The sequence below is a fragment of the Ureibacillus sp. FSL W8-0352 genome, from assembly GCF_038004345.1.
In the GTDB taxonomy this organism is placed as follows: domain Bacteria; phylum Bacillota; class Bacilli; order Bacillales_A; family Planococcaceae; genus Ureibacillus; species Ureibacillus thermosphaericus.
Window position 1 is genome coordinate 1,338,598 of sequence record NZ_JBBOQT010000001.1, and the last position, 12,898, is coordinate 1,351,495.

Annotated in this window: 14 protein-coding genes; 10 read left to right on the plus strand and 4 right to left on the minus strand. The window is 34.4% G+C overall.

The window, feature by feature from the left end:
• Positions 1 to 111 precede the first annotated feature (111 nt).
• A complete protein-coding gene (locus tag NST98_RS06930; protein ID WP_340714753.1) occupies positions 112 to 1,413 on the plus strand; it encodes a PAS domain S-box protein in 1,302 nt (433 codons plus the stop codon).
• A 34-nt stretch (positions 1,414 to 1,447) separates the two neighbouring features.
• Here NST98_RS06930 and yugI read toward each other — a convergent pair whose 3' ends face one another.
• Complete coding sequence (yugI, locus tag NST98_RS06935) at positions 1,448 to 1,819, minus strand: S1 domain-containing post-transcriptional regulator GSP13 (RefSeq protein WP_016839480.1); 372 nt, start codon at positions 1,817 to 1,819, stop codon at positions 1,448 to 1,450.
• A 214-nt stretch (positions 1,820 to 2,033) separates the two neighbouring features.
• On the minus strand, positions 2,034 to 2,294 hold the full coding sequence (locus tag NST98_RS06940; RefSeq protein WP_340714754.1) for a DUF1871 family protein: 261 nt from the start codon (positions 2,292 to 2,294) through the stop codon (positions 2,034 to 2,036).
• Positions 2,295 to 2,393: 99 nt separating this feature from the next.
• Here NST98_RS06940 and NST98_RS06945 point away from each other — a divergent pair, with 99 nt between their 5' ends.
• Complete coding sequence (locus NST98_RS06945) at positions 2,394 to 3,581, plus strand: MalY/PatB family protein (RefSeq protein ID WP_340714755.1); 1,188 nt, start codon at positions 2,394 to 2,396, stop codon at positions 3,579 to 3,581.
• Between the two features lie 226 nt (positions 3,582 to 3,807).
• Here NST98_RS06945 and NST98_RS06950 read toward each other — a convergent pair whose 3' ends face one another.
• The gene (locus NST98_RS06950) at positions 3,808 to 4,932 is read right to left on the minus strand and encodes an IS4 family transposase (RefSeq protein ID WP_340714756.1); all 1,125 of its coding nucleotides are present in this window, start codon (positions 4,930 to 4,932) and stop codon (positions 3,808 to 3,810) included.
• A 267-nt stretch (positions 4,933 to 5,199) separates the two neighbouring features.
• Here NST98_RS06950 and NST98_RS06955 point away from each other — a divergent pair, with 267 nt between their 5' ends.
• Positions 5,200 to 5,793: a recombinase family protein gene (locus tag NST98_RS06955; RefSeq protein ID WP_340714757.1), complete on the plus strand. Its 594-nt coding sequence runs from the start codon at positions 5,200 to 5,202 to the stop codon at positions 5,791 to 5,793.
• Positions 5,794 to 5,873: 80 nt separating this feature from the next.
• The gene (locus NST98_RS06960; RefSeq protein ID WP_340714758.1) at positions 5,874 to 6,116 is read left to right on the plus strand and encodes a hypothetical protein; all 243 of its coding nucleotides are present in this window, start codon (positions 5,874 to 5,876) and stop codon (positions 6,114 to 6,116) included.
• 110 nt (positions 6,117 to 6,226) lie between these two features.
• On the opposite strand, the gene NST98_RS06965 is transcribed toward NST98_RS06960, so the two are convergent.
• Entirely contained in the window at positions 6,227 to 6,700 is a 474-nt protein-coding gene (locus tag NST98_RS06965; protein ID WP_340714759.1) for a hypothetical protein, read from the minus strand.
• A gap of 199 nt (positions 6,701 to 6,899) precedes the next feature.
• Here NST98_RS06965 and NST98_RS06970 point away from each other — a divergent pair, with 199 nt between their 5' ends.
• The 6 genes from NST98_RS06970 (at position 6,900) to NST98_RS06995 (ending at position 12,811) form a co-directional block, all read left to right on the plus strand.
• Positions 6,900 to 7,358 carry a response regulator gene (locus NST98_RS06970; protein WP_340715689.1) on the plus strand — a complete coding sequence of 153 codons (459 nt, stop codon included), beginning with the start codon at positions 6,900 to 6,902 and terminating at the stop codon, positions 7,356 to 7,358.
• Positions 7,359 to 7,540: 182 nt separating this feature from the next.
• Positions 7,541 to 8,584, plus strand: a complete 1,044-nt coding sequence (locus NST98_RS06975) for a DctP family TRAP transporter solute-binding subunit (protein WP_340705215.1) — start codon at positions 7,541 to 7,543, stop codon at positions 8,582 to 8,584.
• A 64-nt stretch (positions 8,585 to 8,648) separates the two neighbouring features.
• Positions 8,649 to 9,686: a TRAP transporter substrate-binding protein gene (locus tag NST98_RS06980; protein ID WP_340714760.1), complete on the plus strand. Its 1,038-nt coding sequence runs from the start codon at positions 8,649 to 8,651 to the stop codon at positions 9,684 to 9,686.
• A 106-nt stretch (positions 9,687 to 9,792) separates the two neighbouring features.
• The gene (locus tag NST98_RS06985) at positions 9,793 to 10,290 is read left to right on the plus strand and encodes a TRAP transporter small permease (RefSeq protein WP_340714761.1); all 498 of its coding nucleotides are present in this window, start codon (positions 9,793 to 9,795) and stop codon (positions 10,288 to 10,290) included.
• A complete protein-coding gene (locus NST98_RS06990; RefSeq protein WP_340715690.1) occupies positions 10,271 to 11,542 on the plus strand; it encodes a TRAP transporter large permease in 1,272 nt (423 codons plus the stop codon). The genes NST98_RS06985 and NST98_RS06990 overlap by 20 nt, the downstream gene beginning before the upstream one ends.
• Positions 11,543 to 11,605: 63 nt before the next feature.
• Positions 11,606 to 12,811: an MFS transporter gene (locus tag NST98_RS06995; protein ID WP_340714762.1), complete on the plus strand. Its 1,206-nt coding sequence runs from the start codon at positions 11,606 to 11,608 to the stop codon at positions 12,809 to 12,811.
• Positions 12,812 to 12,898 lie beyond the last annotated feature (87 nt).

A 12,898-nucleotide genomic window follows, 5' to 3' on the forward strand; every position in this document is an offset into this window, starting at 1 on the left:
AAAATATTTGCACCTATAGAATATTTATATATATAATAATGCAAAATATTATTGCATTTTTCAATACATATTATATAACATAATCAAAAAAATTTTTTGAGGGTGTTGACGATGTCTCTAAATAGTAAACAACTTCTAAAACTGTATGAATTTGCTGTAGAACATGTTTCAGTTGGCATTCATGCTGTTGATACGGAAGGAAGAACAATCTTATATAATAAAAAAATGAAAGAAATAGAAGGTTTTGATGTGGAAGACATTACCGATCGTTCTATTTTAGAACTTTTTGCATTTCGCTCCCATGACAGCACATTGTTGCGCGTATTAAAAACTGGAATCAAAGAAATCAACGTAAAACAAACATATTTTAATAAATATGGTCATGAAATTACCACGATTAATGATACGTACCCCATTTACGAAGGGGAAAAACTTATCGGTGCCATAGAATTTGCCCGTGATATCACTTCTTTGGAAAAACTTATTTATCAACCTTTACGTCGATATGGGGAACCATTAACATTTGATGTCATTACAGCGATCTCTGAACCGATGCAAATCGTTAAAGAAAACGCAAAAAAAGCAGCTCGTGCCCGCATTCCTGTATTATTAATTGGAGAATCTGGAACAGGAAAAGATTTAATAGCAGAAGGAATCCATCACGAGCTTCAGCCGAAAAACGATGAATTTGTTACTCTTTTCAGCAGAAGGCCAAACCAATTAGAAAGATTAAAAACGTATTTAAAACAAGATAAATCATATACATTTTTCTTTGAACGAATTGAATTTTATTCCTTCTCCACTCAAAAAGAACTACATAAACTGTTAACAAGCCTACCGCCAGAAAAGCATATGGTTATTGGCAGTGTCGGTGGAGACCCAATTGATTTAATTGGCAATCATCAATTGCTGAAAGACTTATATTATTATTTTGCTTCAATGAGCATTTCTATACCCGCTTTGCGCACTAGAAAAGAAGACATTAAACCTTTCGTAAATGATTACTTTTCAAGACATCGCGAACGTTTTAATTCGAATATTCAAGGTTTGTCTAATGATGTAATGGAATTGTTTCTTGAATATGATTGGCCTGGAAATTTAAAGGAATTGGAACTATTGTTAGATGAAATCGCTTCGATGATTACAAATGAAAAATACGTTACATACGAAATGTTGCCATTACATTTCCGGTTTAAGTTACAACAACAAAACGAAAAAATGAGAAAACCGGATTTTTTCCTTCTTCAACAAAATCGGGAATTATTGCCATTAAACGATTATTTAAAAGAAGTAGAAAAATATTATTTACAACATGCATTAGAAATGAACGAAGGAAATATTACAAAAACTGCCCATGCATTAGGTATGACACGACAAAATTTACAATACAGACTAAGAAAATTAAACATATAAAAAATCCCAAAAGCACATCGCTTTTGGGATTTTTTTAATGCCCTCTCTCAATCCAATCTTGAAGTTTTTCCTTTAGCGTCTGAAAACCGTTTGCATCCTGTTCATTTACACGTTCTTGTAATGTTTTTTTCGGATTCTTATCCATTTTCTTTTGTGGTGGTGGGTCTTGAAGAGCACGGGTAGATAAACTAATTTTTTCGTTACGTTCATCAATATCAAGTATTTTTACTTGTATTATGTCACCAACTTTAAAAAAATCTTCTACATTTCGAACGTAACCATAAGTAATTTCAGAAATATGAACAAGACCTTGTGTTGATTCATCTAATGCCACAAAAGCTCCATATGGTTGAATCCCGGTTACCTTCCCTGTTACAACTTCACCTACTTCATATTTTTTTTTCATAATTTTTTCCTACTTTCTTTCACTACGTAAATGTCATGTTAAATTATAACATAACGAGTAACGGCGAAACAAAAAATCACCTTTTTTTGAAAAAAGCTTCCAATTTTTTTTGATGAATTTATAAAAGTTTATCATAACATTAATTTTGAAAGTAAAATAAAAAGTGTCGACTTTTTTTAAAGGAGCGACACTTTTTATCACTTTTTATCACTTTTTATATAATACATTTAGCTTCAAATTTAATCGCAATCAATTGGTAAGCCATTTCCACACAATTTTCGAAAGGAATCCAAATTTCAAAGGAGTGTTCGTATACTCTCTGAATTACTTTTGCTAATTCTGTGGGATCATCTATCGCTTGCAACGCAGCAACAACATCGCTGGCTTCAATTTCATAAGCACCTTCTCCCATTTGAAAGGGATCCCATTTCATTAAAGCTTGCTTCGCTTTTTTATTCATTAATACGTTCTCCACGAATTTCACCTAACACAAATTATTCTTTATTTTCCTTCTTATGATATCATATTATCATTAGATTTAAAGATAAAAAATAAATAGAAAAGAGTGATAATTGTGACATTGTATTTCGATGAAATATACGAAAGAAGAAACACCAATAGTTTAAAATGGGACAAATTCAAAGAACGCATCCGTGCAAAATACCATGTAGAAGATGGCTCTGATATTTTGCCAATGTGGGTTGCTGATATGGATTTTGCTGTTCCCCAAATTGTTATTGACGCTATAAAAGAACGACTAAATCATCCGATTTTCGGCTACTCCTACATCAGTGAAGATTGCAAAGAGGCCATTCAACAATGGTACAAACGCCGCCACAATTGGCATATAAATAAAGATGCCCTAATCTTCCATAGCGGTGTTGTTCCTGCAATAGCTACGATTATTGAAACCTTCACAGAACCGGGAGACAAAATATGTATTTCAACACCGGTATATGCACCTTTCTTCAGCATACCAAAAGCCCTTAATCGCCAAGTAATCGAATGCAATTTAGTAGAAAGTAAAGAGCATATTTATGAATATGATTTTGAACAGTTGGAGGAAGAATTTAAAAAAGGAGTAAAAGCTTATATTTTATGTAGCCCACATAATCCTGCTGGGGTTGTTTGGTCAAAAGACTCGCTGAAAAAACTCATCCATTTATGTATAAAATATGATGTTTTACTTATATCAGATGAAATCCATGCAGATATTGTATTTGAAGGTCATAAACATATCCCTACTATGACTGTAGAAGGTGCCGAACAAGCAAAAATTGTCGCTTGTATTGCTCCTACGAAAACATTTAATCTAGCTGGACTTCATGCAGCGATTATCGTAGCAGAAAATAAACAATTACGAAATGCATTAATTCAAAATAAAATGGCTCACGGTCTAGATGATTGGAACGTACTTGCAGCTAGCGGTGTACAAGCGGTATATGAAAAAGGAGACGAATGGCTCGATCGCATGATTCAATACGTCTCCAAAAACATTGACTATTTAGAGCAAGAATTAAATAAGTTGGATGGCATTCGAATCATTCGTCCTCATGCCACCTATCTCGTTTGGATTGATTATCGTGGAACTGGTCTTTCTGAAAACGAAATGATGGATCGTCTGATAAATAAAGGAAAAATCGCATTAGAACCAGGTACAAAATATAGTGAAGCTGGCCGAGGATTCCTTCGTATCAATTTAGCATGTCCATTTGAAACAGTAAAAGACGGTGTTGAACGATTCAAAAAAGCTTTATTATAAAAACATTTATTAAAGACTCTCAACCTATTAAAGGTTAGAGTCTTTTTATTTGTTACCTTTTTTCAATCTTCTATTTATTATCACTACCGTCGCATAAATGATGTCTGAATTTTCAGTTTTATTTTTTCTGGACTTTAGAGAAAAAACGAAAACACCTAAGCGAGGGTAGTAAACATCCATTTTTTTACTATAACCTATGACTTGTGCAACAACGACTGGCAAACCTTTATGGGACGCCGTTTCCTTCGATTTTTCGTAACCAAATGTGAGCGGATTTCCACAAAGAAGCCTTCAAATAGCGACTAATTTGTAAGTAACTGCGTTCGCTATTCGTGTTCAGCTGAGCTAAAACATTCAGACAGTACACTATCATGGCTACGTACACTTGATTATGTACAGCTTGTTCACTGTGACCAAAAAACTTTTTAATGTTCAGATGTTGTTTCATCCATTTGAAAAAAAGTTCGATTGCCCAACGTGATTGGTAGATTTCTGCAATTTCATCTGCGTCAATGTCAAACCGATTTGTCAGTAAATGAAGCTCATTTCCTTTTGTATCATGCAATTTGAGTAAGCGAAACACGTTTTCAGAACGATTTTGTGGTGTTCCAATGACAACCATTTCATCAGAGAATACGGGTGAATCTTCTGGTAACGAAAAGGATTCTAACACTCGGACAACAGCGTTTTTACGCAAACGGGTCACAAAGAAATAGCCATCTTCCGTCATTTGATCAAAGCGCCCATAATCCAAGTAACCACGATCAAACACGTACATGCATTCTTTGTCATCCACGAATACTTCTAGTTGACCACGATCATGTTCGTTGGCATTCGTGAGTACGGCTTGATCTGGATAGGAGAGTCCTTTTTCCATAAAAACAAGTCGTAAGTGAAGCTTTACTCCTGATTTTGTTTTTCGAAACTCTGCCCACTTATGATTGGTCAAATTAAGCGGTAATGTACTCGAATCAATGATTTTTAGTGGCGTTGTCAGCTTTCTTCGCTTTTGAAAATGTGTTTTCTCATGAATTTGAGCCACTAAATCAAGAAAAATCGATTGAAAGAAAACCGTTGGAATGGCGTTGATTCGTCTCCCTAACTGTGAAAAACTAATCGATTCCAATCCCGTTGCTCGTTGTAATTTTTCTAAAAAGACAGCGTCACTCAACGCTCGTAAACTCTCGGTTTCATGGAGTTGGGCATACAAAAGCAGTTTCATAAATGAAGCCGTATAAAGCTTCTTGGTATAGTGATTTAATTGATGAGTTTTCACTAGGTCGTCAAATAATGGACGATGAATCGGTGAAAACCATTGCTCAAATGATGTTTTTCGTGTAGACTTATCCATGCGATTGTCCTTTATTTTGGATTTGGATGGTTTACTACCACCCAACCATTATAAAGGATTTTTTTGTGTTTAGATTATATTTCAGAAAATTCGGTTTATTTGAAGGTGTTAAATTATTTTAATGCGACGCTAGTGAACTTATATATGAATATATTTGTATATTTGTATATGTTATCTCAAAAATTCCGATTATAAATGCTATAATCGTTATATCACAGATATAGCAAATCTATCTAGCAATCTATTAGTTGAATGGGGGTTAATCCTATGGCAAGATACGGATACGCTCGTGTTAGCGGCATGTCACAAGATTTAGAAGCACAAATCCAAGAATTGTATGAAAGAGGGGAATGTGACGAGGTTTATGCTGAAAAATATACAGGTACGAAAAAAGAAAGACCAGAATTTCAATGTGTGTTATCTAAATTAAAAGAGGGGGATACGTTAGTTGTAACAAAGTTAGAACGTTTCGCTCGTTCTGCAGTTGATGGTATAACGATTATCAAGGATTTAATGAATCATAATATAAATGTTCATATCTTAAACATGGGTGTTGTAGAAAATACTCCTACAGGTAGATTAATATTATCTATTCTTTCGGCGTTTGCGGAATTTGAACGTGATATAATCGTTGAACGATTAAATGAAGGAAAAGAATTCGCTAAACAAAGAGGGGATTATCGAGAAGGTAGAAAGAAAAAATACTCAAGAAAGCAAATTGAACATGCCTTACAGTTGCTTGAAACACATACTTATAAAGAAGTAGTAGAAATGACAAACATATCAAAAACCACATTGATTCGTGAAAAAAGAAAAAAGAATCAGTGGAAATCCCCTAACTATTGGCTGGATAGAATCTAGACCATGCAATATTCTGAAAGTTGTACTATTAAAGCAGAAACTGGTTATAGTTATGTATAGATTTCCACAATTTGCATTAAATGAAATTTCGTATTTCGCAAATTGCAAAAGAGTTAAGGTTCCACGTAATTGGATTTATAAGTATTTTGCATGGAACTATTAAGAAATCATTTGAAGAATTAAGTCCTACAAAAAAAGAACTTGCTCCCTATCAAGATCGTAGTATGGATCAAAGGAGTACAAATTTTAGATTGGCTACAAAGAAATTTTCTGATATTAAAGTTGAAAAAAGCACGATTCAACAATATGTTAATGAGCTGTGATAAATTCATCATATTGAAAAAACAACTGAAAAGGTATGTCGATTAAACCTTTCAGCTGTTTTTAATAATTTAAGTAAAATCCTAAAGATGTTGATTCTTACGTATCAATCTTAATCATATAAAACAGAAACATTATCTAAATACAACTTAGATTTGTCCTTAGAAGTATTTACAAAGTGGAATCGATATTTATAACCTCTTGGAAGATTACTCCATGCAGAAACATGAATAGTACCTGTCCATCCTCCAGGGAATTCTATAATCTTTGCAGTATCACCTGCTCCTCCATCTTTGTCATAATAACATTCAATTTTAAAATCTTTAGCAGTTCCTTTTGGAGTAATTAGCGTATCAACGGGATTATAGAAAGCCTTTCCTCTCCATCCTCCACCAATCCAAATATCAGACTGAAAGTTAAATGCACCTGTGCTATATACTTCCCAATCTGATGCTGCAAGTGAAGTTGATAATAGATTGTTGCTTAAGATATTAGCATTTGAAGTATTTGGAGTGAATTTAATGAATTCTTTTAACTCCTCGATAGAATAAGATTCTTCTACACCATTTCCATCATAAATTTTCACCTTAGAGTAGAATTCATCATTTAAAGTAGTCTCATTTGGAGTGAATTTAATGAATTCTTTTAACTCTTCGATAGAATAGGATTCTTATACACCATTTCCGTCATAAATTTTCACCTTGGAGTAGAAATCGTCACTTGAGTTAATAACACTTGCAGAAGTATCTTGGGTAGTATAAGAGATACCCATTAAATTTTACAAAATTCGTCAAGAACGCCTCCCAGTTGATATTATTATGATTACTGCAGCTAGAGATGCAAAAACTGTTCAAGAATTGACACGCTTAGGAGCTTTCGACTATTTAGTGAAGCCTTTCCGCCTAGAAAGATTCCAACAAGCGTTAGAAGATTATGCTCGTTCAAGAAAAAAATTAACAACAAAAACTGAACTTAAGCAAGATGACATCGATGATTATTATGGCATGTATTATGAGTCTCAAAAAGAATTACCAAAGGGACTCAATGAAATTACAATGAAACAAATCACCGACAAATTAAAAGAAATCAACGGTCCCGTCACAGCTGAACAACTAGCACAAAATACAGGCATGGCGAGAGTCACTGTAAGAAAATATTTAGACTATCTTGCGAGTATTAGTGAAGTCAAAATCGATTTAAAATACGGTACAGTGGGTCGTCCAACAAAATATTATTCCCTTTAATAAGAGCTATTAAAGCTCTTATTTTTTTGCCTTCATCCATGTAATATAACAGTTATTATTCCGAAATAGCTGTTGTATACCAAAAAGAACAAAACGTCCATTAATACCATAATATTGAGAATTTTCGTTTTTCATATAACATGAAATTATCTACATCTAACAGCAAGTTCAAGGGGAAAACGATGAGAGATTCAATAAAAGTAATTCTATTTTGTTTTCTATTAGTCATACCATTTTTAACTCTTGCATGCTCTCAAATAAAAGATTATCCCACTGATTTAGAACAGTTAAGTGAAGATGAGCGACTTGTCATCCGATTTTCCCATGTAGTAGGTGAAGATACACCAAAGGGGATGGCAGCTAGAAAATTTGCTGAACTCATTAAAGAACGATCAAACGGTCGAATTGAAATACAAGTGTTCTCAAACGGAACTCTTTATAAAGATGTGGAAGAATTGGATGCCCTTTTAAGAGGAGATATCCAATTAATTGCTCCTGCTATTTCGAAGTTGACAGATTTGGTTCCTGAACTTTCTGTATACGATCTTCCCTATGCTTTTAATTCATTAGAAGAAGTTCATGAATTTACAGAAAGTGAAGCCGGGAATCGATTAAAAGATTTATTAAAAATGCATAATCTTATCGCTCTTGGTTTATGGGATAGCGGTTTTAAACAAATTAGCAACGACATTAGACCGATCGAGCATTATCAAGATTTAAAAGGAATACGGATGCGCATTATGCAGAGCGATATTTTAGCTCAACAATATTACATTGTTGACGCCTTTCCTAGAAAAATCGATTTTAATACCGTCTTTCAATCGCTGAAAAAAGGTGATATAGAAGGACAAGAAAATACGTTAACAAATATCACAAGTAAAAACTTTTATTCATTGCAAAAATACTTAACTATTTCAAATCATGGATATTTAGGTTATTTTCTACTATTTAATTTAGATTTTTGGGAAAGTTTATCTGATGAAGATCAGGAACTTATTACCGAGACGCTTCATGAAGTTCAAGAATGGCAATGGCAGCTTGCAGAAGATTTGAATGATAAAAGACTGCAAGAAATTGAAGAATGCCAATGCATACAAATCTATTATTTATCTGAGGAAGAGAAAAAAGAATGGGAGGAACATTTTACGCCCGTATATCACTACTACACTCAACATTACGGGGATTACTACATTCAAAATCTTCCGAAATATAAATATGTCAAATAGGTAAAAAAGAGACTTTGCGCTCTTTTTACAATAAAAAATTACTATATTTAAGGGGGATTATTACATGAAGAAATGGCTATTAGCCACTATTTTAGGGGTGCTAGCTCTTGTCCTTGCTGCATGTGGCGGCAGTTCAAGCAGTGAACCAAAATCCAGCGAAGATTACACTGCTGACAAACCACTTATTATCAAATTCTCACACGTAACTGCAGTTGATAGTGTAAAAGGTAAATCTGCTAACTACTTTGCTGAATTAGTAGATGAAAAAACAGAGGGTCGTGTAAAAGTTGAAGTTTATCCATCTTCACAATTATACGGCGATGCGGACGAACTTGATGCATTAGTATCAGGGAACGTACATATGATTGCTCCATCCGTTACAAAAATGGTAAAAATCGACCCACGTTGGCAATATGTTGATATGCCATATTTATTCAAAGATGAAGAACATGTTCAAAAATTCTTTGATTCAGAAGTGGCACATGAGTTATTCAACTCTGAACAATTAGCACAAAACGATATTAAAGGTATGGCATTCTGGCCAAACGGTTTTAAACATTTCTCTAACAACAAACATCCATTAGTAAAACCTGAAGACTTCAAAGGTTTGAAATTCCGTACACAAGCAGGACAAGTATTAGAAAAACAATTTGAATCATTAGGTGCAGGTTCTGCAACAATTTCATTCGGTGAAACATACGCAGCTCTTCAACAAGGAACTGTTGATGGTGCAGAAAACCCATTCAACAACTTTGATACAATGAAATTCTATGAAGTTCAAAAATATTTATCCACAACTCAACATGGTCGCCTTGACTATGCAATTTTCGTAAACAAATCGTTCTGGGAATCAATGCCTGAAGACTTACGTGTATTAGTGGAAGAAGCGCTTGCTGAAGCTACTGAATACGCTCAAAAATTAGCAGCTGAAGAAAACCAAAAATCCTTCGAAAAAATCAAAAGCTTAGGTACTGTTGAAGTTTATGAAATGACTGATGAAGAGCGCCAAGCTTTACGAGAAGCTTTACAACCTGTTTATGATGAATTTACTGATGTCATCACAAAAGAATTAATCGATGGCATTACAGCATTAGCTGAATAATTCATCCTTATAACACAGTCTTTTCCCTATTTTTTCGAGTGTCGAATTTATTTCGACACTCCCTCTTTTTCATATATGTATTCCAATATAAGGGAGTTGATAACAAGTGAAGGCATTATCGAAGCTTTGGACTTGGTTAGAAGAAATATTAGCAAGCCTCTTTTTTGGCGTCGGTGTATTATTGATTTTCTACGGAGTAGTTATGCGTTACTTTTTAAATCATCCTCAAGCATGGGTGGAAGAAGTCGCAAGATATTCAATAATTTGGGGAACATTTTTAGGATTTGGTATGGCGCTAAAACATAATCAACATATTCAAGTAGATATTTTATATGATCGTTTAGGAAATAAGGGAAAGTATTTCATCAATATACTAGCGACAGTGCTATCGATTGTTTTCTGCCTAATCTATACATATTTCGGAATGAAACTAGTCACTGCTCGCATTAGTTCAGGAATGGTATCTCTAGATGTAGGAATCCCTATGTGGATTGTTTACCTAATACTACCAATTTCAGGAGTGCTTTTCCTGCTTCGTTTCATTGAAAGGTTGGTAAACATTCTGCGTAGAAAGGATGAAGATTATGCTAACCCTCTTAATTAGTTTCTTTGTATTGATTTTTTTACGTGTTCCTATTGCTATTAGTTTAGCTTTATCTACTATTCTAATGTTATCTATGTCTAATTTTAATATGGATATGATGCCGCAACGTATGTTTACGGCACTTGATTCCTTTCCAATGATGGCAATCCCTGGATTTGTATTAGCAGGTGCCATTATGGCTCGCGGTGGTATATCAAAATATTTAATTGAAGCTTTGCGTGCCTGGGTTGGACACTTACCTGGTGGACTATCTGTCGTAACACTACTTGCCTGTGGGATTTTTGCAGCAATTTCTGGTTCCTCTCCAGCAACAGCAGCTGCAATTGGTTCTATCATGATTCCTGCATTAATTGCTGCTGGATATGAGAAAAAATACGCCCTCGGTTTAGTAGCTGCTGGGGGAACTCTTGGTATTTTAATTCCTCCGAGTGTACCTCTCATTATTTACGGTATTACATCGGAAGAATCGATTGGAAAATTATTTATGGCCGGGGTCATCCCTGGATTAGGGTTACTTGCTGTTTTAATTGTAGCAGCTATTGTATATGCAAAAATGCAGGGATATCAAGGCGATGAAAAAGCAACTTGGGAAGAACGCGGTCGAAAGTCATTGAAAGCCATTTGGGGTGCATTTTTGCCGATATTAATTTTAGGTACGATTTACTCAGGGGTTGTAACGCCGACTGAATCTGCTATTATTGCTGTTGTTTATGGCCTCATCGTTTCGATTTTTATTTACCGTGAACTAAGTTGGAAAGATTTCCGTCAAATCTTAGTTGAATCCATCAACGTAACAGCCATGATTTTCTTAATTATCGGTGCTGCTTCATTATTCGGTTTATATCTTACAAATGAGCAAGTTCCACAAAAAGTTGGAGCGTGGATTGCTGAAAGCGGTATGAACAAATGGATGTTCATGTTCATTGTTAACTTGCTCTTCTTTATTTTAGGTATGTTCCTAGAAGCTGTTTCCATCATATTAATTACATTACCAATTCTATTACCTATTTTAAAACATTTTGGCATCGACTTATATCACTTCGCTATTATCATGGTTATCAACTTAGAACTTGGAATGATTACACCACCAGTTGGATTAAACTTGTTCGTCGTTGCAGGTATAGCGAAGGAAAAACTTGGGATGGTTGTTCGAGGAGTTATTCCATTTATCGTATTAATGATTGCATACTTAGTTGTCGTCATTCTCTTCCCACAATTGTCACTTTGGTTACCATTTGGAATTGGAAAATAATTGACGTTATAACGGATACTTCCTACTGTGTCCGTTATACTTCCATTAAGTAGGTGTTCACGTATGGAAACAAAGGGGTATCATATTAATGAAATTGGTTATTGGCGAATTGTCGCGAGTCTCGGTTTAGCTTCAACCTTTATATTTGCAACTTTCTATGCCTTTCAACCACTCATTCCTGTATTTGAAAAAGAATTTGCAATATCCGTAACCTATTCTAGTTTAACGATGTCGCTTGCAACCTTATCTTTGATTCTCGGTCTGATTGTTTTAGGTTTTTTATCGGATCGGAATGGAAGAGTATTATTTATTAAACTTTCTATTCTTTTATCTATCATTCCTTTTCTGGTTATGCTTTTTGTTGTGGAAAAGTATTGGGTGATTTCAATATTGCGATTAATTCAAGGCTTCACCCTTGCTGGCGTTCCGGCAGCATCTCTTGCGTATATCGGAGAGGAAATGGATTCGAAAGTAAGAAATTTAGCAACATCCATTTACATTTCTACCAATGCGCTTGGTGGAATGATTGGACGTTTTCTTGCAGGGTATCTTTCAGAAAACTACAGTTGGCAATTAGCAATTACGATCATTACCATTTTTGGGATTGGTGTATTTCTTTTTGTTTTAATTGCATTACCATCATCAAAACATTTCATTCCAAGTTCTGTAAGTTTTTGGGAAGATATTAGAGGTTTTGGATTTCATTTAAAAAATCCAAATTTACTTGTTTTATTCGGATTAGGTATAGTATTACAAATCACATTTACTGGAACGTGGACATACCTCCCTTTCCAATTGGCAGAACCGCCTTTTTCAATGTCGCTTGACTCCATTTCCTTTTTGTATTTTGCCTATGCCTTTGGAATATTAGGAGCTCCAATTGCGAGTTGGCTATCAAATAAATTTACTTTAGATAAAGTACGAACTACTGCAATCTGCTTATTATCATTCGGAGTATTATGCACATTGCACTCTTCACTCTTTATCGTATTGCTCGGTTTGTGTGTAATTTGTTTCGGCTTTTTCACCGCCCATTCGCTAATTGCAGCAAGTGTTGGCAAAACTGCAACCCATTTAAAAGGAAGTGCATCAAGTCTTTATTTAGTTTCCTATTATATTGGTGTTGCATCAGGAAGCACCTTGGTTGCCCCCATTTATAATAATTTAGGATGGAAAGGGTTCATACTGATTACTGTCACTACAACAATTTCTTATCTTATCTTTTTAAATTTTTCGTTAAAAAGATTCCACCAAAAACATAGTGTATAAGGTGAATAGTAAGTTGTTTAAAACAATGGTTCTTTGTCAAATGGTGTTGGTGAATAAATTTTAGTGACATTATTTGGTAATATGTAA

What these genes read in the sequence shown, in the direction of transcription:
- NST98_RS06930 (WP_340714753.1), top strand. Translation starts at nt 112, where the DNA reads ATGTCTCTAAATAGTAAACAACTTCTAAAACTGTATGAATTTGCTGTA.
- yugI (WP_016839480.1), bottom strand. Translation starts at nt 1,819, where the DNA reads ATGAAAAAAAAATATGAAGTAGGTGAAGTTGTAACAGGGAAGGTAACC.
- NST98_RS06950 (WP_340714756.1), bottom strand. Translation starts at nt 4,932, where the DNA reads ATGGATAAGTCTACACGAAAAACATCATTTGAGCAATGGTTTTCACCG.
- NST98_RS06955 (WP_340714757.1), top strand. Translation starts at nt 5,200, where the DNA reads ATGGCAAGATACGGATACGCTCGTGTTAGCGGCATGTCACAAGATTTA.
- NST98_RS06960 (WP_340714758.1), top strand. Translation starts at nt 5,874, where the DNA reads ATGAAATTTCGTATTTCGCAAATTGCAAAAGAGTTAAGGTTCCACGTA.
- NST98_RS06975 (WP_340705215.1), top strand. Translation starts at nt 7,541, where the DNA reads ATGAGAGATTCAATAAAAGTAATTCTATTTTGTTTTCTATTAGTCATA.
- NST98_RS06980 (WP_340714760.1), top strand. Translation starts at nt 8,649, where the DNA reads ATGAAGAAATGGCTATTAGCCACTATTTTAGGGGTGCTAGCTCTTGTC.
- NST98_RS06990 (WP_340715690.1), top strand. Translation starts at nt 10,271, where the DNA reads ATGCTAACCCTCTTAATTAGTTTCTTTGTATTGATTTTTTTACGTGTT.
- NST98_RS06995 (WP_340714762.1), top strand. Translation starts at nt 11,606, where the DNA reads ATGGAAACAAAGGGGTATCATATTAATGAAATTGGTTATTGGCGAATT.